The following is a 26,889-nucleotide window of genomic DNA, read 5'->3' on the forward strand; positions in this document are numbered from 1 at the left end:
GGCCGACGGGACATTCCTTATTCGGCTTTCAGGCCATCCGCAGAGACGGCCTTCACGCCTTTGATTTTCTTGGTGATATCAACCGCCATTTTTTTCTGCGATTCGGTGATGGCAGTGGTCGACGACAGGGAGACAACCCCTTTGTTGGTCTCGACCTTGATATCGGAGCCTGGAATGCCCTTCTCGGTCATGAGGTCCGATTTCACCTTGGTAGTGATCCAGGTGTCCGAGGTCGCTTCCTTGGCTTTGGTCACCTCACCGGCCGCGATCGTCATGGGGGCCTGGGTGGACTGTTGGGCGAACGCCGCGTTAGCCATGGTCAGGGTCAGAGCGGTAGCAGTAGCGGCAGCAATGGCGAACTTCTTCATGTGGGTCACTCCTGTTTTTCGAAAGGTCTGCGCCGTAAGTCCTGGCGACAGGTAAGAGTGTAGTTGCATGCGCTGTGCCAGCTTTGCCGTCTCGCTTGTTTTCATATAAATCAACTACTTAGCTAATTTTCAAGCAAACGTATGTCGTGCATTTTGCAATCAGGGTGAAAAACCTGCATGCAAGATGCAAGCACGCAAAAGGTTCCCGAGACCCATAAAAAAAAGGGCCCCGAGGGGCCCTTTTTCCTTTTGCGAGTCAGTCGCTTAGACGCCCGAAGCCTTGGCAGCGGCAACGTCTTTGATCGACAGCTTGATACGGCCGCGGTTGTCCACGTCCAGTACCAGCACTTCGACTTCCTGACCTTCTTTCAGCACGTCGGTCACTTTCTCAACGCGAGCGTCGCTCAGCATCGAGATGTGCACCAGGCCGTCCTTGCCAGGCAGGATGTTGACGAAGGCGCCGAAGTCGACGATGCGCTCGACCTTACCGACGTAGATCTTGCCGATCTCGGCTTCAGCGGTGATGCCCAGGATGCGCTGCTTGGCAGCGTCTGCAGCTTCCTTGGTCTCGCCGAAGATCTTGATCGAGCCGTCGTCTTCGATATCGATCGAAGCTTTGGTCTCTTCGCAGATGGCGCGAATGGTGGCGCCGCCTTTGCCGATGACGTCACGGATCTTGTCGGTGTCGATCTTCATCGCGATCATGGTCGGGGCGTTGGCCGACAGCTCGGTACGCGACTCGCCAATGATCTGGTTCATCTGGCCGAGGATGTTCAGGCGCGCTTCCAGGGCCTGGCCCAGGGCGATTTCCATGATCTCTTCGGTGATGCCGTTGATCTTGATGTCCATCTGCAGTGCGGTAACGCCTTTGGCGGTACCCGCAACCTTGAAGTCCATGTCGCCGAGGTGGTCTTCGTCACCGAGGATATCGGTCAGGACTGCGAACTTCTCGCCTTCCTTGACCAGGCCCATGGCGATACCGGCAACTGGCGCCTTCATCGGTACACCAGCGTCCATCAGTGCCAGGGAAGCACCGCAGACCGAAGCCATGGAGCTGGAACCGTTGGATTCGGTGATTTCCGAAACCACGCGGATGGTGTACGGGAACACGTCAGCGGCTGGCAGCATGGCCTGAACCGAACGACGGGCCAGACGGCCGTGGCCGATTTCGCGACGGCCGGCACCACCCATGCGACCACACTCGCCCACCGAGAACGGCGGGAAGTTGTAGTGCAGCATGAACGGGTCTTTCTTCTCGCCTTCGAGGGTGTCCAGCAGCTGGGCGTCGCGCGCAGTACCCAGGGTCGCAACGACCAGGGCCTGGGTTTCGCCACGGGTGAACAGCGCCGAACCGTGGGTTTTCGGCAGCACACCGACTTCGATGTTCAGCGGACGTACGGTCTTGGTGTCGCGGCCGTCGATACGTGGCTTGCCGTTGACGATGTTTTCGCGAACGGTGCGGTATTCGATTTCGCCGAAGATGTCTTTGACTTCGCCAGCCGAAGGTTGGCCTTCTTCACCGGAGAACTTAGCAACCGCCTGGTCGCGCAGCTCGCCCAGGCGCGCGTAGCGGTCGGCCTTGACGGTGATGGTATAGCCCTGCGAAACAGCTTCGCCGAACTCAGCGCGGATGGCGTTGAACAGTTCGGTGTTGGCAACGGCCGGTTTCCAGTCCCAGGTCGGCTTGGCAGCTTCTGCAGCCAGCTCTTTGACAGCCTGGATAACCACCTGGAACTCGTCGTGGGCGAACAGTACGGCGCCCAGCATCTGGTCTTCGGTCAGCTCTTGAGCTTCCGATTCAACCATCAGCACGGCATCGGAAGTACCGGCAACGACCATGTCCAGGCTCGAGGCAGCCAGTTGCTCGTAGGTCGGGTTCAGCAGGTAGCCGGTGCTTTCGTGGAAGGCAACGCGGGCAGCACCGATCGGGCCTTCGAACGGAATGCCGGAGATTGCCAGTGCAGCCGAAGTACCGATCATCGCGGCGATGTCCGGATCGGTCTTCTTGCTGGTGGAAACCACAGTGCAGACAACCTGCACTTCGTTCATGAAGCCTTCTGGGAACAGCGGACGGATCGGACGGTCGATCAGGCGCGAGGTCAGCGTCTCTTTCTCGGAAGGACGGCCTTCACGCTTGAAGAAGCCACCCGGGATCTTGCCGGCGGCGTAGGTCTTTTCCTGGTAGTGGACCGACAGCGGGAAGAAACCCTTGCCTGGATCGGCCTGCTTGGCACCGACCACGGTTACCAGCACGGTGACGTCGTTGTCGACGGTCACCAGCACGGCGCCGGTTGCCTGACGGGCGATACGGCCCGTTTCGAGAGTAACGGTCGATTGACCGAACTGGAATTTCTTGATTACCGGGTTCACGGTTTCCTACCTTTTTCAGTGGCTCTGGGGGAACTGGTTTCTTGCGAATTCTTGGGCAGAACGGGGAATCGGCCCCATTGACCGTCCAGATACAACACGAGGTTGGGAGCCTGGCTGCTGCGCGGTGAACCGCTCAGCAAAACCAGGCTGCCAACCTCGGAGATACGCGTGGCGTGTCCGACAGCGATGCTGCAAAGCAGCATAGCCGAAGCCTGCGACACGCCATGCACACCACTGACCAGGCCGCTATTAGCGACGCAGGCCCAGGCGACCGATCAGGGCGCTGTAACGAGTGGTGTCTTTGCCCTTCAGGTAGTCCAGCAGCTTACGACGCTGGTTAACCATACGGATCAGACCACGACGGGAGTGGTGGTCTTTACCGTTGGCCTTGAAGTGGCCTTGCAGCTTGTTGATGTTGGCGGTCAGCAGAGCAACCTGCACTTCCGGGCTACCGGTATCGCCGGCGGCTTGCTGGTATTCGGCAACGATCTGAGCTTTTTCTTCAACGCTGAGGGCCATGAGGCTTCTCCAAACTTAAACGGATCCCGCAAACGGGGCCCAATAGGCCAGGGACAAAACCCTGTATTAATAAAATGAGCTGTGACCGTGCCTATTGACAGCCACCCTCGGTCCACCGGTTTCAGCCAAAGCCTCGGCCGATGGTTTCGGTCATTCCGACCGAATCAGTCGACGCGGCGCAATGCGCCCGTCTTCGCTCACTTCACCGATACCGATGAAGCGGCCATTGTGATCCTGTACGCGGACCATGCCAAACTGTGGTGCATCCGGCGCACGCACTGCCTGGCCATGCAGCCAGTAGAAAGCGCTGTGCTCGGAGAGGCACACCAGTGGCCAGTCCTGCAGCCCGCTGTCGGACGGCATCAGGAAGCGATCGAGCGCTTCGTTGCCACCTTCGGCATGGGCCTGCTCGAGTTCCTCGAGGGTTACCGTCTGGGCCAGAGCGAAAGGCCCGGCCTGGGTCCGGCGCAACTCGGCGACATAGGCGCCACAGCCCAGGGCCTCGCCGATATCCTCCACCAGGGTACGGATATAGGTGCCTTTGCTGCAGCCAACCGACAACCGCGCACGGGTGCCTTCGCACTCGAGCAACTCCAAGCGGCCAATAGTAACAGAACGCGCCTCGCGCTCCACTACCTCTCCTGCACGCGCCAGTTTGTATAGCGGCTGGCCGTCGCGCTTGAGCGCCGAGTACATCGGCGGTACTTGAAGGATTTCACCGCGAAAACGCGGGATCACCGCTTCGATATCGGCGCGACCAACGGTTACCTCACGGGTCTGCAGGACTTCGCCTTCAGCGTCCGCGGTACTGGTAGTCTGCCCCATCTGCATGACCGTTTCGTAGCCCTTGTCGGAATCGAGCAAGTACTGCGAAAACTTGGTCGCCTCACCGAAGCACAGCGGCAGCACGCCGGTCGCCAACGGGTCGAGGCTGCCGGTATGGCCAGCCTTCTCGGCATTGAGCAGCCAGCGCACCTTCTGCAGCGCAGCGTTGGAGGTAAAGCCCAGCGGCTTGTCGAGCAGGATGATGCCGCTGACGTTGCGGCGGATACGTTTGACCTGGGCCACCGCTTACTCCTTGGCGTCCGGCTCGTCGGCATCCTTGTGCAGGCGGTCTTCGGCCACTGCACGTTCGATCAGCGCCGACAGGTGGACACCGCGGCTGACACTTTCATCGAAGTGGAAGTGCAACTGCGGCACGCTGCGCAGCTGCATCGAGCGGCCCAGATGCAGGCGCAGGAAGCTTGCGGCGCTGTTCAGGGCCTTGAGCGACTGCTGCACGGCGTCTGGCGTTTCTTCGCCCATGACGGTGATGAAGACCTTGGCGTGGCCCAGGTCGCGGCTGACATCCACAGCGGTGATGGTCACCAGACCGACGCGTGGGTCCTTGACTTCACGGCGGATCAGCTCGGCCAGCTCGCGCTGCATCTGATCACCGATACGTTGGGTACGGCTGTATTCTTTGGCCATTCTTGCTACCTGTAACTTAAAGCGGCAAACGCCCGGTGAGGCTGAAGCCTGACCGGGCGCTACCTACTGAGGCGCTGCCCACCGCCCTGCGGCGGGGGCTGGCGCCCTGCTCACCCTTAAAGGGTACGAGCAACCTGGACTTTCTCGAAGACTTCGATCTTGTCGCCGACCTTGACGTCGTTGTAGCTCTTGACGCCAATACCGCACTCCATGCCCGAACGCACTTCGGAAGCGTCGTCCTTGAAGCGACGCAGCGATTCCAGCTCGCCTTCGAAGATCACAACGTCATCGCGCAGTACGCGGATCGGACGGTTGCGGTAAACGGTACCTTCGATGACCATACAGCCAGCGATGGCGCCGAACTTCGGCGAACGGAACACGTCACGCACTTCTGCAACGCCCAGGATGTTCTCGCGAACATCGCTGCCGAGCATGCCGGTCAGGGCTTTCTTGACGTCTTCGATGATGTCGTAGATCACGTTGTAGTAACGCATATCCAGACCTTCCTGCTCGACGATCTTGCGCGCGCCGGCATCGGCACGCACGTTGAAGCCGAACAGTACTGCATTCGAAGCCAGCGCCAGGTTGGCGTCGCTTTCAGTGATACCACCGACGCCGCCACCGATCACGCGAACCTGAACTTCGTCGTTGCCCAGACCGCCCAGCGAGCCCTGCAGTGCTTCCAGGGAACCACGCACGTCGGTCTTGAGGACGATGTTGAGGGTCTTCTTCTCTTCCTGACCCATGGTCTCGAAGATGTTTTCCAGCTTGCCAGCGTGAGCACGGGCCAGCTTGACCTCGCGGTACTTGCCTTGACGGAACAGGGCAACTTCGCGGGCCTTCTTCTCGTCGGCAACCACGGACAGCTCGTCACCGGCTTCCGGGGTACCGTCCAGGCCAAGGATCTCGACCGGGATCGACGGGCCGGCTTCCTTCACAGGCTTGCCATTCTCGTCGAGCATGGCACGCACGCGGCCATAGTTGGAACCGCACAGGACCATGTCGCCCTGACGCAGGGTACCGTCCTGAACCAGGATGGTCGCCACCGGGCCACGGCCCTTGTCCAGGCGCGATTCGACCACGACGCCACGACCTGGAGCGGTCGGGGTGGCGGTCAGCTCGAGGATCTCGGCCTGCAGCAGGACGGCTTCAAGCAGTTCGTCGACGCCGGTACCCATCTTCGCCGAAACCTTGACGAATGGAGTATCACCACCCCAGTCCTCGGAGGTCACGCCTTCGACGGCCAGTTCGTTGCGGATGCGATCGAGGTCGGCACCCGGCTTGTCGATCTTGTTCACTGCAACCACCAGCGGAACGCCAGCTGCCTTGGCATGCTGAACGGCTTCGCGGGTCTGCGGCATCACGCCGTCGTCCGCCGCCACCACCAGGATGACGATGTCGGTCGCCTTGGCACCACGAGCACGCATCTGAGTGAACGCAGCGTGGCCTGGGGTATCGAGGAAGGTGACCATGCCGCGGTCGGTTTCCACGTGGTAGGCACCGATGTGCTGGGTAATACCGCCAGCTTCGCCAGCAGCAACCTTGGCACGACGGATGTAGTCGAGCAGCGAAGTCTTACCATGGTCAACGTGACCCATGACGGTAACGACCGGCGCACGCGACTCGGTCTGACCTTCGAACTTCAGCGATTCGGCCAGGGAATCTTCCAGGGCGGTATCGCTGACCAGCGTGACCTTGTGGCCCAACTCTTCTGCGATCAGCTGAGCGGTTTCCTGGTCGAGCACCTGGTTGATGGTAACCGGGGTACCCATCTTGAACATGAACTTGACCACTTCGGCGCCCTTGACGGACATCTGGTTGGCAAGTTCCGAGACGGTGATGGTCTCGCCGATGGTCACGTCACGAATGACAGGGCCAGTCGGGTTCTGGAAGCCGTGCTGGTTACGCTTCTTCAGCTTGCTCTTGCCACCACGGCCACGACGAGCGCCATCGCTCTCTTCGTCAGTGGTACGCGGAGCGGCACGAGGCGTCGGGGCCTTTTCCTTCTCCTTGACCTTGACCTTGATCGACACGCGCGGCGCTTCGCCACGACGCTCGCCACCACGACGGTCTTCGTCACGGGTGCGGCCTTCGTTGCGACGGGCTTCGTCCTTCTTGCGCTCGGCAGCACGGGCTGCGGCGTCTTCGGACGCTGGTACGTCGGCGACTACCGGGGCCGGAGCGGCGGCAGGCGCTGGCTCGGCCTTGGCAGCAGGTGCCGGGGCTGGCGCAGCGGCAACGGCGTCGGCCGCCTGACGGCGAGCCTGCTCTTCGTTGCGCTGGCGAACTTCGGCCTCGACCTTGTTGCGGGCGGCATTTTCAGCCGCGCGGCGCTCATCCAGCTCACGCTTCTGCTCAGCCTGGACTTCTTCCGGGCTGCGCTGAACGAAAACTTTCTTCTTGCGTACTTCTACGCTGATGCTCTTGCTACCGGCGACACGCAGGGTGCTGGTGGTCTTGCGCTGCAAGGTAATCTTGCGCGGCTCTTCCGCCTTGCTCTTGTGGCTGCTCTTCAAATGGGTCAGCAGAGTCTGCTTCTCATTGTCGGTCACTACCTGACCGGCGTCGGTGTGCGGCAGACCTGCCTCACGCATCTGCTGCAGCAGGCGCTCTACCGGTGCCTCGACCTCTTGGGCCAGTTCTTTCACCGTGACTTGCGTCATGCACTTCTCTCCTCAGGCCGCGCCTAATTACTCGAACCAGTGGGCTCGGGCGGCCATGATCAACTTGCCGGCACGCTCTTCGTCGATGCCGTCGATGTCGAGCAGGTCGTCAATCGACTGCTCGGCCAGGTCTTCGCGGTTAACCACGCCGCGCACCGCCAGTTCAGCCGCCAGGTCCTTGTCCATGCCCTCAAGGGAGAGCAGGTCTTCGGCCGGGTGGGCGTCTGCCAGTTTTTCTTCGGTAGCGATGGCCTTGGTCAACAAACGGTCCTTGGCTCGAGCGCGGAGCTCATTGACGATATCTTCGTCAAAGCCATCGATGTTGAGCATTTCTTCCAACGGTACGTAGGCAATTTCTTCGAGGCTGGTGAAGCCTTCGTCGACCAGCACTTGGGCCAGCTCCTCGTCGACTTCCAGCTCTTCGATGAAATTGCGCAGGATGTCGCCGGTTTCAGCCTGTTGCTTGGCCTGGATGTCCTTCTCGGTCATCACGTTCAGGGTCCAGCCGGTCAGCTGACTGGCCAGGCGAACGTTTTGACCACCACGGCCAATGGCTTGCGCCAGGTTGTCTTCGGCAACGGCGATGTCCATTGCATGGGCATCTTCATCAACGATGATCGCCGCGACTTCAGCCGGCGACATGGCGTTGATGACAAATTGCGCCGGGTTCTCGTCCCACAGGACGATATCCACACGCTCACCACCCAGCTCGCCGGATACGGCCTGGACGCGCGAACCGCGCATGCCGATGCAGGCACCTTGCGGGTCGATGCGCTTGTCCTTGGAGCGGACGGCGATCTTGGCACGCGATCCCGGATCACGGGAAGCAGCCATGACTTCGATGAGGCCTTCGGCGATTTCCGGCACTTCGATGCGGAACAGCTCGATCAGCATCTGCGGCGCGGTGCGCGACAGGATCAGCTGAGGACCGCGGTTCTCGGTGCGGATTTCCTTGAGCAGCGCACGCAGGCGCACGCCAACACGGAAAGTCTCACGTGGAATGATGTCTTCGCGGGCCAGCAGGGCCTCGGCGTTGTTACCCAGGTCAACGATGACGTTGTCGCGGGTGACCTTCTTGACGGTGCCGGAGATGATCTCGTTGACCCGCTCGCGGTAGGCGTCGACCACCTGGGCGCGCTCGGCTTCACGGACCTTCTGCACGATGACCTGCTTGGCGGTCTGCGCGGCGATACGGCCGAATTCGATGGACTCGATCTTTTCTTCGATCACGTCACCGACTTTAGCTTCCGGGTGAGTGTCCTTGATCTTGTCCAGCCAGGTTTCGATCGCCGGGTCGTCCAGGTCGTTCTCGTCGACCACGGTCCAGCGACGGAAAGTCTCGTAGCTACCGGTGTGGCGGTTGATTTCCACACGCAGGTCGACTTCGTCCTCAAAACGTTTTTTGGTTGCAGTAGCCAGGGCCACTTCCAGCGCTTCGAAAATGACGCCGGGCGGTACACCTTTTTCGTTGGATACCGATTCAACAACCAGCAGTACTTCTTTGCTCATCGTACGCCTCGCCTTGCGCAAGCCATTGGGCCCGGATAGTCCGCCGGGCCCGGCACGTCTCAGTCAAAACTGGGAATAATATTGGCCTTGTCGATCGAGTCGATCGGCAGCAGGAACTCTTGGTTGTCCACTTGGACCACCACGTCCTGATCCTCCACACCGCGGAGAAGGCCCTGGAAGTTACGACGACCCTCAAAGGGTGAACGCAGCTTGATCTTCACTTGTTCGCCGGCATGCGAGGCAAACTGTTCCAGAGTGAACAGTGGGCGATCCATGCCTGGAGAGGAGACCTCAAGGGTATATTCGCTGCTGATCGGATCTTCCACATCGAGGATCGCGCTGGCCTGACGGCTGACCGCTTCGCAGTCGTCCACCAGGATGCCGTCTTCCTTGTCGATATAGATGCGCAGTACCGAATGCTTACCCTGGGATACGAATTCGATCCCCCAGCACTGATAGCCCAGACCCTCGACCACCGGGGCCAACAAGGCCTGCAACTGTTCTAGCTTGCTCGACACCTGAACCCCCTCGTGCATGCTGTGCAAATAAAAAATGGGCGAAGCGCCCATCCCTGAAAGCGCCGTAGGACAACGACGCCGTAAATTTTGTTCGGCTAGCAAAAAGCCCCTGAAAAGGGGCTCCGCTGAAGCTGGTTGCGGGGGCTGGATTTGAACCAACGACCTTCGGGTTATGAGCCCGACGAGCTACCAAGCTGCTCCACCCCGCGACAAAGCTGGGGCGAAAGTATAAGACTTAACCTGCTTATGGGTCAAACCCAAACCTTCACCTGCAAGAAAGCCCGCTAAAGCGGGCTCTCAAGCTTCAATTGGTACCGAGAAGGGGACTCGAACCCCTACACCCTATGGGCACAACCACCTCAAGGTTGCGTGTCTACCAATTCCACCACCTCGGCAATACTACATTTGAAACCCGTTACTTCTGCTCTTCGGCTGGAGGAGGAACATCACCTTTAGGGGCGTTGTCGCTCTTCTGCTCCTGGAGCACCGGTACATCATCATTAACTGCCGGCTTCTGCGGCTCTTTCACTTCTAGCACCGCTGGATCTGGAAGACCTGCTTGGCTAAGCTGGTGAGCTTGTTGCTTCGCGAAGTATCCTAACCCAAGTGCTGTCAAAAAGAAAGTGGCAGCGAGTATTGCAGTCAATTTACTCAGGAACGTAGCGGAACCTTGGCTTCCGAACACAGTATTTGAGGCACCTGCGCCGAAAGATGCACCTGCTTCCGCACCTTTACCCTGTTGCAACAGAACCAGCACTACAAGCGACAGCGCTGCCAACAGATGAAAAACAACGATAACTGTTTCCAGCATTTGTTCAGTTTCCTGCGGCGCGACAAATTGCACCGAATTCGTCTGCGTTCAGGGACGCTCCACCAATGAGCCCCCCATCGATATCCGGCATGCCGAACAGTTCGGCCGCATTGGCCGCCTTCACGCTGCCGCCGTAGAGAAGCTGCACGTTTGCGGCAACTTCGGCGTCTTCGGCCGCCAACTGAGCACGGATGGCTGCATGCACATCCTGAGCTTGCTGAGGCGAAGCCGTCAAACCTGTGCCAATGGCCCAAACCGGCTCATAGGCGATTACTGCATTGGCGAAAGCCTTAACACCGAACGCGTCGATGATACTGCTTAATTGACCCCCGACAACTTCAAGGGTCTTGCCTGCCTCACGCTCTTCAAGAGTTTCCCCTACGCAGAGCACCGGCATTAAACCACTAAGTTGAGCGGCTGCAAACTTCTCTTTCAGCACTTCTTCACTTTCGCCGATGATCTGGCGACGCTCGGAGTGGCCAATCAAGACCAACTTGCAACCCGCTTCAACCAACTGACTCGGTGCAACTTCACCGGTCAGCGCGCCCTGTTCGGGCTTTACTGCAGAATTCTGTGCTCCGACAGTGATTCCCTTGCCCTGCAGCCCATCAATCACTTGATTGATGAACAGCGCCGGCGGGAACACCGCGACTTCGACACCAGGTGGCACCGGCATATTGCCCAGGCCCAGGATCAGCTCAGCGACGCTGGCGCGGGTACCGTGCATCTTCCAGTTACCAGCTACCATAGGGCGACGCATGCTTTACCTCGTCGGTCAAAGTGGGCGCAGATCTTACCCAACCCGATCTGCGCTGGCAAGCCTCTTTCAGGCACAAACTTCTGCGACCAGCTTGGCCAGGGCTTCGGCGTGGCCACGTACCTGGTTTTCGTCGTCACCTTCGACCATTACTCGCACCAAAGGCTCGGTTCCGGACTTGCGCAGCAGCACACGCCCACGCCCGGCCATGGCCTCGGTGGCCTTGGCACTGGCTTCCTTGACGGCAGGATGTTCCAGCGGGTCGACCTTGCTCGCGCCAAAACGCACGTTGATCAGGACCTGCGGGCATTTGCGCAGGGCCTGACGCGCATGCGCCAGGGTTTCGTCACGGCGCTTGAGCGCCATCAGCACCTGCAGGGCAGCGATAATCGCATCACCGGTAGTGGTGTGGTTACAGCACACTACGTGCCCGGAATTCTCGCCCCCGAGCAGCCAATCGCGCTCAAGCAGTTCTGCCATCACGTAGCGATCGCCGACCTTGGCCCGCACGAACGGAATATCCAGCTCCTTGAGCGCAAGTTCCAGGCCCAGGTTGCTCATCAGCGTGCCGACAACGCCACCTTGCAGCTTGCCACGCTCCTGAAGGTCGCGCGCGATGATGAACAGCAGCTCATCGCCATCGACGATGGCCCCGGTGTGGTCGACCATCAATACCCGGTCACCATCGCCATCGAAGGCGATGCCCAGATCGGCATGCCCCACCAGTACAGCGGCCTGCAGCGACTCGATGTGAGTGGAACCGCACCCTTCGTTGATGTTCAGGCCATCAGGCTGCGCATGCAGTACGGTGACATCGGCACCCAGCTCACGGAACACGCTCGGGGCGACCTTGTAGGTAGCACCGTGAGCGCAATCGATCACCAGCTTGAGGCCTTCGAAGCTGGTGCTGGTCGGTACGCTGCTCTTGCAGAACTCGATATAGCGACCAGCTGCATCGTTGATACGGGAAACCTTGCCCAGCTTGCTCGACTCGACCACGGTCATCGGCTGATCGAGCAACTCTTCGATCATCAGTTCGACTTCGTCGGGCAGCTTGGTGCCCTGCCCGGAAAAGAACTTAATGCCGTTGTCGTCATGCGGGTTGTGCGAGGCACTGATGACGATGCCCGCTTCAGCATGGAAGGTGCGGGTCAGGTAGGCGATCGCCGGTGTCGGCATCGGCCCGAGCAGCATCACGTCGGCACCCGCTGCAGACAAACCGGCTTCGAGCGCAGACTCGAACATATAACCGGAAATACGCGTGTCCTTGCCCACCAGCACACGGCAATTGCCTTGCTTGCGGAAGGCCATGCCAGCCGCCCAGCCAAGCTTCAGCATGAAGTCCGGCGTGATCGGGTATTCGCCGACGCGGCCACGGATGCCGTCGGTACCAAAGTATTTTCTGCTCATAGGGACTCCAATGTTCTTATTCGGCGTTCTGCACCGCGGCAATCATGCGCACCACATCGACGGTCTCGGCCACATCATGGACACGCAGGATGCTGGCCCCCTTGGTCATGGCCAAAGCCGCCAGCGCGAGGCTGCCGTACAGTCGCTCACCGACCGGGCGATCCAGCGTCAGACCGATCATGCTCTTGCGCGAAACGCCCACCAGCAGCGGGCGCCCAAGGCGATAGAGCGCTTCCATATGCTTGAACAGGCTGAGATTGTGCGCCAGTGTCTTGGCGAAGCCGAAGCCCGGATCAAGAATGATTCGTTCGGCGGGGATGCCTGCCGCTGAGCAGGCGGCCATCCGTTGTTCAAGATAGCGCGTAACGTCGACGGTCACATCTTCGTAATGCGGGTCGTCCTGCATGTTCCCGGGCTCGCCGCGCATATGCATCAGGCAGACCGGCAAGCCGGTGTCCGCTGCCGCATCCAGGGCACCGTCGCGTTCCAGGGCACGCACGTCGTTGATCAGGCCAGCGCCCAGCCGAGCCGACTCGCGAATGACCGCAGGCGTTGAGGTATCGACCGAAATGACCACGTCGAAGCGACTGTTGATGGCCTCGACCATCGGCGCCACGCGCTCTATCTCTTCGGTGACCGAAACCGCACGCGCGCCGGGGCGGGTCGACTCACCACCGATGTCGATCAGCGTGGCGCCGGCCGCGATCATCGCCTCGGCATGGCGCAACGCCTCGTCGCGCTGACTGAAACGCCCACCATCGGAGAAGGAATCGGGAGTGATATTGAGAATACCCATGACATGGGTACGGGAAAGATCAAGAACCCGGTTGCCGCAAGGCAACCGGGTCGGGTACTGCACTGAGCTCATAGATGCCCTTAGTGTTGAGCTGCCGGGCCGCCAATCGGCGATTCCGGGCGATCATTCTGGGCAGTCGGCGTGCCCGAATCCTTGTCGTCATCCCAATCACGGGGCTCACGCGGAGTACGACCAGCCATGATGTCGTCGATCTGATCGGCATCGATGGTCTCGTACTTCATCAAAGCTTCGGTCATTGCCTCAAGCTTGTCGCGGTTGTCGATCAGCAGCTGCTTGGCAGTGGCATAGCACTGGTCGATGATGCTGCGCACCTCGGAGTCGATCAACTTGGCAGTCTCGCCGGATACGCTGGCGTGCTGGCTACCAGCGCTACGACCGAGGAACACCTCACCCTCCTCTTCCGCGTACATCAGCGGACCGAGCTTCTCGGAGAGGCCCCACTTGGTCACCATGTTGCGAGCGATCTGGCTTGCTCGCATGATGTCGTTGGAAGCACCGGTGGTGACGCCATCGAAGCCCAAGGTCATTTCCTCGGCGATACGGCCGCCATAGAGCGAGCAGATCTGGCTGATCAGCGCACGCTTGGACAGGCTGTAACGGTCTTCTTCCGGCAGGAACATGGTGACACCCAAGGCGCGACCACGCGGAATGATCGAAACCTTGTAGACCGGATCGTGCTCCGGCACCAGGCGGCCAACAATCGCGTGCCCAGCCTCGTGATAAGCGGTGTTCTTCTTTTCCTTCTCGGACATGACCATGGTCTTGCGCTCGGCGCCCATCATGATCTTGTCCTTGGCCAGTTCGAACTCTTTCATTTCGACCAGGCGCTTGTTGGAGCGGGCAGCGAACAGCGAAGCCTCGTTGACCAGGTTGGCCAGGTCGGCACCGGAGAAGCCTGGAGTACCACGAGCAATGACCGCCGGGTTGACGTTTTCGCCGATAGGCACCTTGCGCATGTGCACTTTGAGGATCTGCTCACGGCCCCGGATATCCGGCAGCCCAACCACGACCTGACGGTCGAAACGACCTGGGCGCAGCAGCGCCGGGTCGAGCACGTCCGGACGGTTGGTGGCGGCAATGACGATGATGCCATCGTTCATTTCGAAGCCGTCCATTTCCACCAGCAACTGGTTGAGAGTCTGCTCGCGCTCGTCGTGGCCACCGCCCATGCCGGCGCCACGGTGGCGACCAACGGCGTCGATCTCGTCGATGAAGATGATGCAAGGCGCGTGCTTCTTGGCCTGTTCGAACATGTCACGAACACGGCTGGCACCAACACCGACAAACATCTCGACAAAGTCGGAACCGGAAATGGTGAAGAACGGCACCTTGGCTTCACCGGCAATGGCCTTGGCCAGCAAGGTCTTACCGGTACCGGGTGGGCCGACCATCAGCACACCGCGCGGAATGCGGCCACCCAGGCGCTGGAACTTGCCCGGATCGCGCAGGAATTCGACCAGCTCGCCAACCTCTTCCTTGGCCTCGTCGCAACCCGCGACGTCAGCCAGGGTAGTCTTGACCTGATCTTCGGACAGCAGGCGCGCCTTGCTCTTGCCGAAGCTCATCGGCCCGCCCTTGCCACCCGCACCACCTTGCATCTGGCGCATGAAGAACATGAACACGGCAATGATCACCAGGATCGGGAAGCTCGCCACCAGCAGTTGAGTCCAGATGCTCTGCTGTTCAGGTTGCTTGCCTTCTACGACCACGTGGTTGTCGACCAGGTCGCCGATCAGGCCATTGTCGGTGATGGCCGGGCGCACAGTCTTGAAGTTGTCACCGTCGGCGCGCTTGCCGGTAATGATGTAGCCGTCGACGGTCACACGCTCGACCTTGCCATCCTTGACCTGCTGGATGAAGTCGGAATAGTTGAGGGTCTGCGGCTCGTTAGGGCTGGAGAAGTTGTTCATCACTGTCACCAGGACAGCTGCGATGATCAACCACAGGATCAGATTCTTTGCCATGTCGTTCAATTCGCTACCCTCTGAGGCCGGCGCACGACGCAGCCGTGCCTCGCATGATATTCATCGCCCTAACTTACTACATTACCTACGCATCCGCAGGCACCGTCTGTAACCCTTTGTGAAAGCTAGACTACACGAAGTTCGGACGATCCAGACGCTGCGGCCGATTGGAAATAACTATCGGCCGCCGCGCTTCACGCCTTTCATACGCCTTTGAAACCTTTGCCCACCAGGTACTGCTCACGAGAGCGGTCCCTCGAAGAGGACGGCTTGCGCATTTGCACCTTGTCGAACTTGGTGCGCACGTCCTTCAGGTACATGTCGAAGCCTTCGCCCTGGAAAATCTTGATCAGGAAATCACCGCCGGGCTTCAGTACGCGGGTTGCCAGATCCAGCGCCAGCTCGCAGAGGAACATGGCGCGCGGCATGTCCACTTCGGGCGTACCACTCATATTGGGGGCCATGTCGGAAATCACAAGGTCTACATGCGAATCGCCGACCGCCTCCAGAATCTGCTGGAGCACTGCGTCATCGGTGAAGTCACCCTGAATGAAGGTCACATCCGGGATCGAGTCCATCTCCAGGATATCGGAAGCGATCAGACGACCCTGGCCACCAATCAGACGACTGGTCACCTGCGACCAGCCTCCAGGGGCCGCGCCGAGGTCGATCACGCTCATGCCGGGGCGGATCAGGCGGTCCTTTTCCTGGATCTCAAGGAGTTTGTAGCTCGCACGCGAGCGGTAGCCATCCTTCTGTGCCTGTTTCACAAAAGGATCGTTGAAATGCTCTCGCAGCCAGTTTGCGCTGCTTTTGGAACGTTGTACCACGGGGCACCTCGATGATATGCGTCGTGATTGACTGGGCGGAGCCGGTGGCCCTCGGGTAAAATGCCGGTCAATTTTACAGAATCAGACGGAAAGGGTCAGATTATGCCGCTCAATAACGAGCAGAAGAAGCAATACAAGTCCATTGGTCATGACCTGAAGCCGGTCCTGATCGTCGCTGGCAACGGTTTGAACGAAGGCGTGATCGCCGAATTGGAGCGTGCGCTGGTCGATCACGAACTGATCAAGGTCGAAATTCGCTCGGAAGATCGCGAAGAGCGCGCCGCTGTCATTAGCGAACTGTGCAAGGCCGGCCGTGCCGAACTGGTACAGACCATCGGCAAGAAGGCGCTCATCTATCGCAAGAATCCGCAGCCGAACAAGCAGCTGTCCAATATCCACCGTTACAAGTGACGGTGGCTCCGCTCAGTGGCGCGCCTGGCGCGCCCTGACCGGGACCGGTTGGGCTACCAGCACGATGCCGGAGAAGCCCAACACGAGAAAACAGAACATCTGCCAGCGCTCGCCGACCGAGATGCCGTAGCGCAAGGTGTAGTACCCCACACAGGCCGCAAAGCCCAACAACAGCATCTGGCCGCGAAACTGCCGCCACCAGGCCGCCAGGCCGTCTACCCTTGCCAGCACCGCCAGCTGGGTCAACAAGCCAAGCAACGCCACGCCGATCAACCAGCGGTCGATCTGCCCGGCGATGTCCTGCACCAGCAAGGGTGCCAGGCCACTGACTTTCAGCGCCGGCACCAGCCCCACATGGAACACCCACAGGCCACCGACCCAGAAAACCTGGGCCAGCTGCCAGAGGATCCCCTCGAGGGATGGCGCCCGCAGGCGCCGGTCAGATGTGTTTGACTTCGACAATCTCGTACTCGACCGTACCGCTTGGTGTCTTGACCACCACGGTGTCACCTTCTTCCTTGCCAATGATGGCACGGGCGATCGGTGCGCTGCTCGAAAGCTTGCCTTGTTTCACGTCAGCTTCATCTTCACCGACGATCTGGTAGGTCACCTCGTCATCGGTCTCGGTGTTCGCCAGCACCACGGTGGTGCCGAAAATCACCTTGCCAGTATGGGCGATGGTGGTGACGTCGATCACCACCGAGTTCTGCAGACGGCCTTCGATGTCACGGATACGCGCTTCGACCATGCCCTGCTCTTCACGGGCCGCATGGTATTCGGCGTTTTCCTTGAGGTCGCCCAGCTCACGCGCTTCGCCAATGGCTTGGCTCAGGCGCGGGCGCTCGGTCTTGCTCAGGAAGGTCAGCTCCTCTTCCAGGGCGCGAGCGCCCTGGACGGTCATCGGGTACTTGGTCATGCTCATGCTTTGAGTCCTGCATGCAGATCCTGCAGGCGACGAACAGTCTTCTCGGGACCGAATTTCAGCGCCTCGCAGATGGCTTCACCAGCCGCAATGGTAGTGGTGCAGTAGATCTTGTGCTGCAGCGCATTGCGACGAATCGAGTAGGAATCGGCGATCGACTGGCGGCCTTCGGTGGTGTTGATGATCAGCGACACTTCGTCGTTCTTGATCATGTCGACCACGTGCGGACGACCTTCGGTCACCTTGTTCACACGGCGCACTTTGAGGCCAGCCGCTTCGATGACCTTGGCAGTGCCTGCCGTTGCAACCACTTCGAAGCCAAGGGCGATCAGGTCGCGGGCAACGCCAGCCACTTGCGGCTTGTCGTCGTCACGCACGCTGATGAACGCAGTACCGCCGGTCGGCAGCACTTCGCTGGCACCCATCTGGGCCTTGGCGAACGCTTCACCGAAGCTGTCACCGACACCCATGACTTCACCGGTCGATTTCATCTCAGGGCCGAGGATCGGGTCAACCCCTGGGAACTTGGCGAACGGGAAGACGGCTTCCTTGACGCTGTAGAAGTTCGGGATGATTTCCTGGGTGAAGCCCAGTTCTTTCAGGGTTTTGCCGGCCATGACGCGGGCAGCGATCATGGCCAGGGAGGTACCGATGCACTTGGACACGAACGGTACGGTACGCGAAGCACGCGGGTTGACTTCGATCACGTAGATCTTGTCGCCCTGCAGAGCCAACTGCACGTTCATCAGGCCGACAACGCCCAGTTCCAGGGCCATTTTCTTGACCTGTACGCGGACTTCGTCCTGCACTTCCTTGCTCAGCGAGTACGGCGGCAGCGAGCATGCGGAGTCACCGGAGTGAACGCCGGCCTGTTCGATGTGCTGCATGATCGCACCGATCACCACGTCGGTGCCGTCGCATACCGCATCCACGTCCATCTCGATGGCGCAGTTGAGGAAGTGGTCGAGCAGTACCGGGCTGTCGTTGGAAACCTGTACGGCTTCACGCAGGTAGCGCTTGAGCTCGTCCAGTTCGTAGACAATCTCCATGGCGCGGCCACCCAGTACGTAGGATGGGCGCACCACCAGCGGGTAACCGATGCCACCAGCAGCGCGGATGGCTTCTTCTTCGCTGCGCACGGTAGCGTTTGGCGGCTGCAGCAGGTTCAGGCGCTGAACCATCTGCTGGAAGCGCTCACGGTCTTCGGCACGGTCGATAGCGTCCGGGCTGGTACCGATGATCGGCACGCCGGCTTCTTCCAGGGCGCGAGCCAGTTTCAGCGGGGTCTGGCCGCCGTAGTGAACGATGACGCCCTTCGGCTTCTCGACGCGGCAGACTTCCAGCACGTCTTCCAGGGTCAGCGGCTCGAAGTACAGGCGGTCGGAGGTGTCGTAGTCGGTGGAGACGGTTTCCGGGTTGCAGTTGACCATGATGGTCTCGTAACCGTCTTCACGCAGCGCCAGTGCGGCGTGTACGCAGCAGTAGTCGAACTCGATACCTTGGCCGATACGGTTCGGGCCGCCACCCAGGATCATGATCTTGTCGCGGGTCGACGGGTTGGCCTCGCACTCTTCCTCATAGGTCGAGTACAGGTAGGCGGTGTCGGTGGCGAACTCGGCGGCGCAGGTGTCGACGCGCTTGTACACCGGGAACACTTCCAGCTTGTGGCGGTGACGGCGCAGGTTCTTGTCGGTAATACCGAGCAGCTTGGCCAGGCGCTGGTCCGAGAAGCCCTTGCGCTTGAGGCGCAGCATGTAGTCTTTGTCGATCAACGACAGGGCCAGGGTCTTGACCTTCTCTTCTTCCTTGATCAGATCTTCCATCTGCACCAGGAACCACATGTCGATGCCGGTCAGCGCGAAGATTTCTTCACAGGTCATGCCCGAACGCATGGCGTCGGCAACGTACCAGATACGCTCGGCACCCGGCACGGTCAGTTCGCGCTTGAGGATGCTGGCAGCTTCTGGGCTGGCCAGGTCGACTTTCGGGTCGAGGCCGCAGGCACCGACTTCCAGGCCGCGCAGGGCTTTCTGCAGGGACTCCTGGAAGGTACGGCCGATGGCCATGACTTCACCCACGGACTTCATCTGGGTGGTCAGGCGGGCGTCGGCTTTCGGGAATTTCTCGAAGGCGAAGCGTGGCAGCTTGGTCACGACGTAGTCGATCGACGGCTCGAAGGACGCCGGAGTACGACCGCCAGTGATGTCGTTCTGCAGTTCGTCGAGGGTGTAACCAATGGCCAGCTTGGCGGCGATCTTGGCGATCGGGAAGCCGGTGGCCTTGGACGCCAGGGCGGACGAACGCGAAACGCGCGGGTTCATCTCGATCACGACCATGCGGCCGGTGTTCGGGCAGATACCGAACTGCACGTTGGAACCACCGGTTTCGACACCGATTTCACGCAGCACCGCCAGCGAGGCGTTGCGCATGATCTGGTATTCCTTGTCGGTCAGGGTCTGTGCCGGAGCCACGGTGATCGAGTCACCGGTGTGCACGCCCATCGGGTCAAAGTTCTCGATGGAGCAGACGATGATGCAGTTGTCCTTCTTGTCACGGACCACCTCCATCTCGTATTCCTTCCAGCCGATCAGCGATTCGTCGATCAGCAGTTCCTTGGTCGGCGACAGGTCCAGACCACGGGTGCAGATTTCTTCGAATTCTTCACGGTTGTAGGCGATACCGCCGCCAGTGCCGCCCATGGTGAACGAAGGACGGATGATGCACGGGAAGCCAAGCTTCTCGAGGACCGCATTGGCCTCTTCCATGCTGTGGGCGATACCAGAGCGCGGGCACTCCAGACCGATGTCCTTCATCGCCTTGTCGAAGCGCGAACGGTCTTCGGCCTTGTCGATGGTGTCGGCGTTGGCACCGATCATCTCTACGCCGAACTTCTCCAGAACGCCGTGGCGCTCCAGGTCCAGGGCGCAGTTCAGAGCAGTCTGGCCACCCATGGTTGGCAGTACTGCGTCCGGGCGCTCTTTCTCGATGATCTTGGCCACCGACTGCCACTTGATCGGCTCGATGTAGGTGGCATCGGCCATGGCCGGGTCGGTCATGATGGTGGCTGGGTTGGAGTTCACCAGGATGACGCGGAAACCTTCCTCGCGCAGGGCTTTACAGGCCTGGGCGCCGGAATAGTCGAATTCGCAGGCCTGGCCGATCACGATCGGGCCAGCGCCGAGAATCAGGATGCTTTTGATGTCTGTACGTTTTGGCATGGTTGTCACTCAAATCCGCGGGTCAGTCGGCAAGCCGTCTTGAACAATCTGGGTCAGGCGCTTCCGGGCGCGGCGCGAGCCGGCCCGGGGCCTTGATGCAGGATGCTCAGCGGCGCTTGGCCATGGCATCGGTGAAACGATCGAACAGTGGCGCGACGTCGGTCGGGCCTGGGCTCGCTTCAGGGTGGCCCTGGAAGCTGAACGCGCTCTTGTCGGTGCGCTCGATACCCTGCAGGGTGCCGTCGAACAGCGACTTGTGAATGGCGCGGACGTTGCCCGGCAAGGTGGCTTCGTCAACGGCGAAACCGTGGTTCTGACTGGTGATCATGACCACGCCGGTGTCCAGGTCCTGGACCGGGTGGTTGGCACCGTGGTGACCGTGGCCCATCTTCACGGTCTTGGCGCCGGAGGCCAGGGCCAGCAGCTGGTGGCCGAGGCAGATGCCGAATACCGGAATCTCGGTTTCGAGGATTTCCTTGATCGCCTGGATCGCGTAGTCGCATGGCTCCGGATCACCAGGGCCGTTGGACAGGAACACGCCGTCCGGATTCAGTGCCAGCACTTCGCTGGCCGGGGTCTGGGCAGGCACCACGGTCACGCGGCAGCCGCGGGCAACCAGCATGCGCAGGATGTTCAGCTTGACGCCGTAGTCGAAAGCGACCACGTGGTACGGCAGGTCGGCAGCGTCGATGGTCGGGTGGCTGTCGGTTTTCAGTTCCCACACGCTGGAACGCCACTCGTAGCGTTCCTTGGTGGAAACGACCTTGGCCAGGTCCATGCCCTTCAGGCCAGGGAAGCCGCGGGCAGCAGCGATGGCGGCTTCTTCGCTGATGTTGTCACCAGCCAGGATGCAGCCGTTTTGAGCGCCTTTTTCGCGCAGAATACGGGTCAGGCGACGGGTGTCGATGCCGGCGATGGCGACGACGTTGTTGGCCTTGAGGTACTCAGGCAGCGACTGGGTGTTACGCCAGTTGCTGGCCAGCAGCGGCAGGTCACGGATGACCAGGCCAGCGGACCAGACCCGGTTCGACTCGGCGTCTTCCGGCGTGGTGCCGGTGTTGCCAATGTGCGGATAGGTCAGGGTAACGATTTGCTGCGCGTAGGAAGGGTCTGTAAGGATTTCCTGGTAGCCGGTCATAGCGGTGTTGAATACCACCTCACCAACGGTCTGACCGTCGGCTCCGATAGCTTCACCGCGGAAAATACTGCCGTCGGCAAGGGCGAGTATGGCTGGCTTTGTCAAGAAGACCTCCCGTAAATCAAGCATGAAAGGGCGATCGCAGGTTGCAAAAAAGCGGAGTGACGTATGGACACGTCACCCCGCTTTTATGTGCTGAATTCAATTCGCTGCGCGCTTTTAGTGGACACACTAAAGCTGTAGCTTACAGAAAAGTGCGTTTTCGGTCTACCGCATATGTGTCTCTAAAACACATGATTGCGACAGAGGGCGCAGCGACCCGAGCTGCTCAGCGCAGCTCGAGCACGTCCTGCATGTCGTACAGGCCCGGTTCGCGCCCATCCAGCCACAGTGCAGCACGCACCGCGCCCTTGGCGAAGGTCATGCGGCTGGAAGCCTTGTGGGTGATTTCCAGGCGCTCACCTTCAGCAGCGAACAGCACGGTGTGATCACCGACCACATCGCCGGCACGCACGGTGGCAAAGCCAATGGTCTTGCGATCACGCGCGCCGGTCTGGCCTTCACGGCCATACACCGCCACTTCCCGCAGATCCCGCCCCAGCGCATTGGCAACCACTTCACCCATGCGCAGCGCGGTACCCGACGGCGCATCGACCTTGTGACGGTGGTGCGCCTCGATGATCTCGATGTCGACATCATCACCCAATACCCGCGCAGCCATGTCCAGCAGCTTGAGGCTGAGATTGACACCGACACTGAAGTTGGCGGCGAACACGATCGGGATGTCCTTGCCCGCCTCGGCGAGCAATTGCTTCTCCTCGGCGGTGAAACCAGTGGTACCAATGATCATCGCCTTGCCGTGCTTGCGGCAGAACGCCAGGTTCTTCAGCGTCACCGAAGGGTGAGTGAAGTCGATCAGCACGTCGAATTCATCGGCAACCTTGGCCAGGTCATCGGACAGCAGTACGCCGATCCGACCCAGCGCTGCCAGCTCACCCGCATCGGCCCCGACCAGCGAGCTGTCCGGACGATCGATCGCCGCTGTCAGCCCCGCACCAGGGGTTTGCTGAACGGCTTCGATGAGGGTCTTGCCCATCCGCCCCGCCGCGCCCATCACTGCAATACGTCGCATAGCCATTTTCCTTCTCAGAGATCGCCGAAGAAGCGCTTCACGCCATCGAACCAGCCGTTGGCCTTGGGCGAGTTGTCGCCTTCCAGCGAGCTGCGCAGCTCTTCGAGCAGTTCACGCTGGCGACGGGTCAGGTTGACCGGGGTCTCGACCGCCACGCGGCACAACAGATCACCGGCACCACCACCGCGCACCGGGGCAACACCCTTGCCACGCAAGCGGAACTGCTTGCCGGTCTGGGTGCCTTCCGGAATTTTCAGCTTCACGCGACCATCGAGGGTCGGCACTTCCAGCTCGCCACCCAGGGCAGCATCGGTGTAGCTGATCGGCACTTCGCAATACAGGTGCTTGCCGTCACGCTGGAAGATCTCGTGCTCGCGCACGTTGATCACAACATACAGATCGCCGGTCGGACCACCATGGGTGCCCGCCTCGCCCTCGCCGGAAAGGCGAATGCGATCGCCGGTATCGACACCAGCCGGCACCTTGACCGACAGGGTCTTGTATTCCTCGACACGGCCTTCGCCATGGCAGGAGGTGCACGGGTCGGTGATGATCTTGCCCTGGCCGTGGCAGCGTGGGCAGGTCTGCTGCACCGAGAAGAAGCCCTGCTGCATGCGTACCTGACCGATACCGCCGCAGGTCGGGCAGGTCGACGGGGTCGAACCCTTCTTGGCGCCAGAACCGTCACATGGCTTGCAGTTGACCAGCGTGGGCACGCGGATGCTGACCGTGGTGCCACGCACCGCCTCTTCGAGATTCAGCTCCAGGGTGTAGCGCAGGTCGCTGCCACGCTGGGCACCGCCACGTCCGCCACCGCGACTGCCACCGAAGAAGTCACTGAAAACATCGCCGAAGATGTCGGAGAAGTTGGCACCGCCGAAGCCGGCACCGCCGCCACCCATGCTCGGGTCGACGCCGGCATGGCCGTACTGGTCGAACGCCGCGCGCTTGCTGGCATCGGACAGTACTTCGTAGGCCTCGTTGGCCTCCTTGAACTTGTCTTCCGACTCTTTATCGCCCGGGTTGCGGTCCGGGTGGTATTTCATCGCCAGGCGGCGGTAGGCCTTCTTGAGGTCAGCTTCGCTGGCGCCGCGCTCGACACCCAGGACCTCATAATAATCACGCTTGGACATAGGTCATTTGCACCTTGTGGGGCGTCCGGCATCTGCGCCGCGCCATCAGCACCTGCCTGCACACCACGAATGGCCCAGACAAATGCTGTAAAAAATCTCGAATTCCAGATACGCCAACGCGGGAGCAAGCCCCCGCGCGGCGACACCTTACCAGTTCACCGGCACAAGCCGGTGAACGGGTCGACAGCAGGCAACGATTACTTCTTGTCGTCGCCTTTCACTTCTTCGAACTCGGCGTCAACCACGTCATCGTGCTTGGCTTCCGGCTCGGCGTGCTGCTGAGCGCCACCCTGAGGCTGTTCGGCCTGCTGCTCGGCGTACATCTTCTGGGCAACCGGAGCCGATACCTTGGACAGCTCTTCGACCTTGGCGTCGATGGCAGCCTTGTCGTCGCCTTTGACAGCGGCTTCCAGGGCAACCACGGCGGCTTCGATCGCGGTCTTCTCTTCAGCAGTGACCTTGTCACCGGCGTCAGCGACCATCTTGCGAGTCGAGTGCACCAGCGCGTCACCCTGGTTACGGGCAGCGGCCAGCTCTTCGAACTTGCGGTCTTCCTCGGCGTTGGCCTCGGCGTCACGCACCATGCGCTCGATTTCTTCGTCGGACAGGCCAGAGTTGGCCTTGATCACGATCGACTGAGCCTTGCCGGTGGCCTTGTCTTTGGCGCCGACATGCAGGATGCCGTTGGCGTCGATGTCGAAGGTCACTTCGATCTGAGGCACGCCACGTGGCGCTGGCGGAATGTCAGCCAGGTCGAACTTGCCCAGCGACTTGTTCTGCGCAGCCTGCTTACGCTCGCCCTGCAGAACGTGAATGGTCACGGCACCCTGGTTGTCGTCGGCAGTCGAGAACACCTGCGACTTCTTGGTCGGGATGGTGGTGTTCTTCTCGATCAGCGCGGTCATCACACCACCCATGGTTTCGATACCCAGGGTCAGCGGGCTTACGTCCAGCAGCAGTACGTCTTTCACGTCACCGGCCAGTACGGCGCCCTGGATGGCAGCACCCATGGCCACGGCTTCGTCCGGGTTGACGTCCTTGCGCGCTTCTTTACCGAAGAAGTCAGCAACGGCCTTCTGCACCATCGGCATACGGGTCTGGCCACCGACCAGGATCACGTCGTCGATCTTGCTGGCATCGATGCCGGCGTCTTTCAGGGCGATGCGGCACGGTTCGATGGTACGGTTGACCAGGTCTTCGACCAGCGACTCCAGCTTGGCGCGGGAGATCTTCACGTTCAGGTGCTTCGGACCGGTAGCGTCTGCAGTGATGTACGGCAGGTTGACGTCGGTCGACTGGGCCGAGGACAGCTCGATCTTGGCCTTTTCAGCAGCTTCTTTCAGACGCTGCAGGGCCAGTGGATCGTTCTTCAGGTCCATGCCGGACTCTTTCTTGAACTCGTCTACAAGGTAGTCGATCAGGCGCATGTCGAAGTCTTCGCCACCCAGGAAGGTGTCGCCGTTGGTGGCCAGTACTTCGAACTGGTGCTCACCGTCGACTTCGGCGATTTCGATGACCGAAACGTCGAAGGTACCACCACCCAGGTCATAAACGATGACGGTGTGGTCGCCCTTGGCCTTGTCCATGCCGTACGCCAGTGCAGCAGCGGTCGGCTCGTTGATGATGCGCTTGACGTCCAGACCGGCGATGCGGCCGGCGTCCTTGGTAGCCTGGCGCTGGCTATCGTTGAAGTAGGCCGGAACGGTGATGACCGCTTCGGTCACGGACTCGCCGAGGTAGTCTTCGGCGGTCTTCTTCATTTTCTTCAGCACTTCGGCGCTGATCTGTGGCGGCGCCATGTCCTTGCCGTTGGCCTGTACCCAAGCGTCGCCGTTACCACCTTTGACAATCTTGTATGGCACCAGCTTGATGTCTTTCTGCACGACGTCTTCTTCGAAGCGGCGGCCGATCAGGCGCTTCACTGCGAACAGAGTGTTGTGCGGGTTGGTGACAGCCTGGCGCTTGGCCGACTGCCCTACCAGGATTTCGCCGTCGTTGGCGTAGGCCACGATCGAAGGGGTAGTACGCGCGCCTTCGGCGTTTTCGATGACCTTGACGTTACCGTTTTCCAGAATGGAGACGCACGAGTTGGTGGTCCCCAGGTCGATACCGATGATTTTGCCCATGTTAACTCTCCCGAAACTTGAATTTGGTGGCAGCGGCTACTTCTGGCCAACTGCGGTAATACTTGAACGCTTGACACCTAGATGGGGATGACCCGAAAGATTTCAAGCCTTCTCATCGATAGAAGGTTGCGGGGCAACCGGAGCCTTGCTCACCACCACCATGGCGGGGCGCAGCAGGCGGCCGTTGAGCAGGTAACCTTTCTGGAAGACGTTCAGCACGCTGTTCGGCTCGACGTCGGCGTTTTCCTGCATGGCCATGGCCTGGTGGTGATCAGGATTGAACGGCTGGCCGTGCGGCTCGATGGCTTCGAGGTTGTAGCGCTTGAGGGTGTCCTGGAACATTTTCAGGGTCAGCTCGACGCCTTCACGGGTGTTCTTGACCTGGTCATCCTCAGGGTTGAGGTGGGTCAGAGCCATCTCCAGGCTGTCGATCACCGGCAGCAGGTCGCCAGCAAACTTCTCGAGGGCGAACTTGCGGGCCTTGTCGACTTCCTGTTCGGCGCGGCGAATGCTGTTCTGCGCTTCTGCAGCAACACGCAGGGACTGATCCTTGGCGGCGGCCAGCTGCTCCTCGAGCTCCTGAACGCGGGCGCCGTTATCCACTGCACCAGCCTCTTCGGCGTTAAGGTCTTTTTCATTCAGCTGTTCGTCAGCCATGGGTTCTCTCCTCCGCAATTTCTGTTGTACGAGCAAAGCTCGCCGTGTCTGCCGGCTATATGGGGCCGGAAAAACCAGCTTCAAGGGGCAAGTGGGTTTTGCAGGCCGCAACAGAATCCGCCAGAGGGCATTGGCAGGGCTGAAAA

23 protein-coding genes and 2 tRNA genes are annotated in these 26,889 nt (G+C 60.4%); 1 reads left to right on the forward strand and 24 read right to left on the reverse strand.

Translation table 11 applies throughout. The features are described from left to right. Positions 1-17: 17 nt before the first annotated feature. The 16 genes from ACOKS3_RS25245 to rlmE form a co-directional block, all read right to left on the reverse strand. A complete protein-coding gene (locus tag ACOKS3_RS25245; protein ID WP_079226478.1) occupies positions 18-368 on the reverse strand; it encodes a BON domain-containing protein in 351 nt (116 codons plus the stop codon). 264 nt (positions 369-632) lie between these two features. Next, positions 633-2,738, reverse strand: a complete 2,106-nt coding sequence (gene pnp, locus ACOKS3_RS25250; RefSeq protein ID WP_103448915.1) for a polyribonucleotide nucleotidyltransferase — start codon at positions 2,736-2,738, stop codon at positions 633-635. Between the two features lie 249 nt (positions 2,739-2,987). Continuing rightward, positions 2,988-3,257 carry a 30S ribosomal protein S15 gene (rpsO, locus tag ACOKS3_RS25255; RefSeq protein WP_103448913.1) on the reverse strand — a complete coding sequence of 90 codons (270 nt, stop codon included), beginning with the start codon at positions 3,255-3,257 and terminating at the stop codon, positions 2,988-2,990. Positions 3,258-3,407: 150 nt separating this feature from the next. Further along, complete coding sequence (gene truB / locus ACOKS3_RS25260) at positions 3,408-4,325, reverse strand: tRNA pseudouridine(55) synthase TruB (protein ID WP_027917683.1); 918 nt, start codon at positions 4,323-4,325, stop codon at positions 3,408-3,410. Positions 4,326-4,328: 3 nt separating this feature from the next. Beyond that, positions 4,329-4,727 carry a 30S ribosome-binding factor RbfA gene (gene rbfA, locus ACOKS3_RS25265; RefSeq protein WP_085677211.1) on the reverse strand — a complete coding sequence of 133 codons (399 nt, stop codon included), beginning with the start codon at positions 4,725-4,727 and terminating at the stop codon, positions 4,329-4,331. A gap of 116 nt (positions 4,728-4,843) precedes the next feature. Beyond that, the gene (infB, locus tag ACOKS3_RS25270) at positions 4,844-7,390 is read right to left on the reverse strand and encodes a translation initiation factor IF-2 (RefSeq protein ID WP_103448911.1); all 2,547 of its coding nucleotides are present in this window, start codon (positions 7,388-7,390) and stop codon (positions 4,844-4,846) included. 27 nt (positions 7,391-7,417) lie between these two features. Next, positions 7,418-8,899 carry a transcription termination factor NusA gene (nusA, locus tag ACOKS3_RS25275; protein WP_103448910.1) on the reverse strand — a complete coding sequence of 494 codons (1,482 nt, stop codon included), beginning with the start codon at positions 8,897-8,899 and terminating at the stop codon, positions 7,418-7,420. Positions 8,900-8,958: 59 nt separating this feature from the next. Then, positions 8,959-9,417, reverse strand: coding sequence for a ribosome maturation factor RimP (gene rimP, locus ACOKS3_RS25280; protein WP_054885662.1), 459 nt, complete (start codon positions 9,415-9,417; stop codon positions 8,959-8,961). A gap of 132 nt (positions 9,418-9,549) precedes the next feature. After that, positions 9,550-9,626 (reverse strand) — tRNA-Met (locus tag ACOKS3_RS25285). Positions 9,627-9,726: 100 nt separating this feature from the next. Continuing rightward, a tRNA-Leu gene (locus tag ACOKS3_RS25290) sits at positions 9,727-9,812 on the reverse strand. A 20-nt stretch (positions 9,813-9,832) separates the two neighbouring features. Next, positions 9,833-10,228 (reverse strand): preprotein translocase subunit SecG, encoded by a 396-nt coding sequence (gene secG, locus ACOKS3_RS25295; RefSeq protein ID WP_103448909.1) that lies wholly within the window; start codon positions 10,226-10,228, stop codon positions 9,833-9,835. Between the two features lie 4 nt (positions 10,229-10,232). Then, positions 10,233-10,988 carry a triose-phosphate isomerase gene (gene tpiA / locus ACOKS3_RS25300; protein ID WP_103448908.1) on the reverse strand — a complete coding sequence of 252 codons (756 nt, stop codon included), beginning with the start codon at positions 10,986-10,988 and terminating at the stop codon, positions 10,233-10,235. Between the two features lie 66 nt (positions 10,989-11,054). After that, positions 11,055-12,395 carry a phosphoglucosamine mutase gene (glmM, locus tag ACOKS3_RS25305; RefSeq protein WP_103448907.1) on the reverse strand — a complete coding sequence of 447 codons (1,341 nt, stop codon included), beginning with the start codon at positions 12,393-12,395 and terminating at the stop codon, positions 11,055-11,057. A gap of 16 nt (positions 12,396-12,411) precedes the next feature. Beyond that, positions 12,412-13,263: a dihydropteroate synthase gene (gene folP, locus ACOKS3_RS25310; RefSeq protein ID WP_103448906.1), complete on the reverse strand. Its 852-nt coding sequence runs from the start codon at positions 13,261-13,263 to the stop codon at positions 12,412-12,414. Between the two features lie 8 nt (positions 13,264-13,271). Then, positions 13,272-15,176 carry an ATP-dependent zinc metalloprotease FtsH gene (gene ftsH, locus ACOKS3_RS25315; RefSeq protein ID WP_103448905.1) on the reverse strand — a complete coding sequence of 635 codons (1,905 nt, stop codon included), beginning with the start codon at positions 15,174-15,176 and terminating at the stop codon, positions 13,272-13,274. Positions 15,177-15,379: 203 nt separating this feature from the next. Continuing rightward, on the reverse strand, positions 15,380-16,006 hold the full coding sequence (rlmE, locus tag ACOKS3_RS25320; protein ID WP_422764514.1) for a 23S rRNA (uridine(2552)-2'-O)-methyltransferase RlmE: 627 nt from the start codon (positions 16,004-16,006) through the stop codon (positions 15,380-15,382). A gap of 102 nt (positions 16,007-16,108) precedes the next feature. Here rlmE and yhbY point away from each other — a divergent pair, with 102 nt between their 5' ends. Beyond that, positions 16,109-16,417, forward strand: a complete 309-nt coding sequence (gene yhbY / locus ACOKS3_RS25325) for a ribosome assembly RNA-binding protein YhbY (protein ID WP_103448904.1) — start codon at positions 16,109-16,111, stop codon at positions 16,415-16,417. A 12-nt stretch (positions 16,418-16,429) separates the two neighbouring features. Here yhbY and ACOKS3_RS25330 read toward each other — a convergent pair whose 3' ends face one another. The 8 genes from ACOKS3_RS25330 to grpE all read right to left on the reverse strand — a co-directional run bounded on the left by ACOKS3_RS25330 (position 16,430) and on the right by grpE (position 26,743). Next, positions 16,430-16,879, reverse strand: coding sequence for an MFS transporter (locus ACOKS3_RS25330; RefSeq protein ID WP_103448903.1), 450 nt, complete (start codon positions 16,877-16,879; stop codon positions 16,430-16,432). Beyond that, positions 16,857-17,339, reverse strand: coding sequence for a transcription elongation factor GreA (greA, locus tag ACOKS3_RS25335; RefSeq protein ID WP_177326679.1), 483 nt, complete (start codon positions 17,337-17,339; stop codon positions 16,857-16,859). Before greA ends, ACOKS3_RS25330 begins: the two co-directional genes overlap by 23 nt. Beyond that, a complete protein-coding gene (gene carB / locus ACOKS3_RS25340) occupies positions 17,336-20,557 on the reverse strand; it encodes a carbamoyl-phosphate synthase large subunit (protein ID WP_422764513.1) in 3,222 nt (1,073 codons plus the stop codon). Before carB ends, greA begins: the two co-directional genes overlap by 4 nt. A gap of 106 nt (positions 20,558-20,663) precedes the next feature. Next, entirely contained in the window at positions 20,664-21,800 is a 1,137-nt protein-coding gene (gene carA / locus ACOKS3_RS25345; RefSeq protein WP_003249935.1) for a glutamine-hydrolyzing carbamoyl-phosphate synthase small subunit, read from the reverse strand. A 223-nt stretch (positions 21,801-22,023) separates the two neighbouring features. Next, positions 22,024-22,827 (reverse strand): 4-hydroxy-tetrahydrodipicolinate reductase, encoded by an 804-nt coding sequence (dapB, locus tag ACOKS3_RS25350; protein WP_103448901.1) that lies wholly within the window; start codon positions 22,825-22,827, stop codon positions 22,024-22,026. Positions 22,828-22,841: 14 nt separating this feature from the next. Then, entirely contained in the window at positions 22,842-23,960 is a 1,119-nt protein-coding gene (gene dnaJ, locus ACOKS3_RS25355; RefSeq protein WP_103448900.1) for a molecular chaperone DnaJ, read from the reverse strand. A gap of 197 nt (positions 23,961-24,157) precedes the next feature. Then, positions 24,158-26,086 (reverse strand): molecular chaperone DnaK, encoded by a 1,929-nt coding sequence (gene dnaK / locus ACOKS3_RS25360; RefSeq protein WP_422764512.1) that lies wholly within the window; start codon positions 26,084-26,086, stop codon positions 24,158-24,160. A gap of 102 nt (positions 26,087-26,188) precedes the next feature. Then, positions 26,189-26,743, reverse strand: a complete 555-nt coding sequence (gene grpE / locus ACOKS3_RS25365) for a nucleotide exchange factor GrpE (RefSeq protein WP_422764511.1) — start codon at positions 26,741-26,743, stop codon at positions 26,189-26,191. Positions 26,744-26,889 lie beyond the last annotated feature (146 nt).

This window comes from Pseudomonas sp. HS6-2 (genome assembly GCF_049325675.2).
Taxonomy (GTDB): Bacteria; Pseudomonadota; Gammaproteobacteria; order Pseudomonadales; family Pseudomonadaceae; genus Aquipseudomonas; species Aquipseudomonas putida_N.

Bases quoted from the DNA above. Each gene is read 5' to 3' on its own strand.
- greA (WP_177326679.1), bottom strand. From the start codon at position 17,339: ATGAGCATGACCAAGTACCCGATGACCGTCCAGGGCGCTCGCGCCCTG.
- yhbY (WP_103448904.1), top strand. From the start codon at position 16,109: ATGCCGCTCAATAACGAGCAGAAGAAGCAATACAAGTCCATTGGTCAT.
- nusA (WP_103448910.1), bottom strand. From the start codon at position 8,899: ATGAGCAAAGAAGTACTGCTGGTTGTTGAATCGGTATCCAACGAAAAA.
- infB (WP_103448911.1), bottom strand. From the start codon at position 7,390: ATGACGCAAGTCACGGTGAAAGAACTGGCCCAAGAGGTCGAGGCACCG.
- glmM (WP_103448907.1), bottom strand. From the start codon at position 12,395: ATGAGCAGAAAATACTTTGGTACCGACGGCATCCGTGGCCGCGTCGGC.
- tpiA (WP_103448908.1), bottom strand. From the start codon at position 10,988: ATGCGTCGCCCTATGGTAGCTGGTAACTGGAAGATGCACGGTACCCGC.
- secG (WP_103448909.1), bottom strand. From the start codon at position 10,228: ATGCTGGAAACAGTTATCGTTGTTTTTCATCTGTTGGCAGCGCTGTCG.
- rbfA (WP_085677211.1), bottom strand. From the start codon at position 4,727: ATGGCCAAAGAATACAGCCGTACCCAACGTATCGGTGATCAGATGCAG.
- dnaJ (WP_103448900.1), bottom strand. From the start codon at position 23,960: ATGTCCAAGCGTGATTATTATGAGGTCCTGGGTGTCGAGCGCGGCGCC.
- rpsO (WP_103448913.1), bottom strand. From the start codon at position 3,257: ATGGCCCTCAGCGTTGAAGAAAAAGCTCAGATCGTTGCCGAATACCAG.
- dapB (WP_103448901.1), bottom strand. From the start codon at position 22,827: ATGCGACGTATTGCAGTGATGGGCGCGGCGGGGCGGATGGGCAAGACC.
- ACOKS3_RS25245 (WP_079226478.1), bottom strand. From the start codon at position 368: ATGAAGAAGTTCGCCATTGCTGCCGCTACTGCTACCGCTCTGACCCTG.
- ftsH (WP_103448905.1), bottom strand. From the start codon at position 15,176: ATGGCAAAGAATCTGATCCTGTGGTTGATCATCGCAGCTGTCCTGGTG.
- grpE (WP_422764511.1), bottom strand. From the start codon at position 26,743: ATGGCTGACGAACAGCTGAATGAAAAAGACCTTAACGCCGAAGAGGCT.
- carB (WP_422764513.1), bottom strand. From the start codon at position 20,557: ATGCCAAAACGTACAGACATCAAAAGCATCCTGATTCTCGGCGCTGGC.
- dnaK (WP_422764512.1), bottom strand. From the start codon at position 26,086: ATGGGCAAAATCATCGGTATCGACCTGGGGACCACCAACTCGTGCGTC.
- folP (WP_103448906.1), bottom strand. From the start codon at position 13,263: ATGAGCTCAGTGCAGTACCCGACCCGGTTGCCTTGCGGCAACCGGGTT.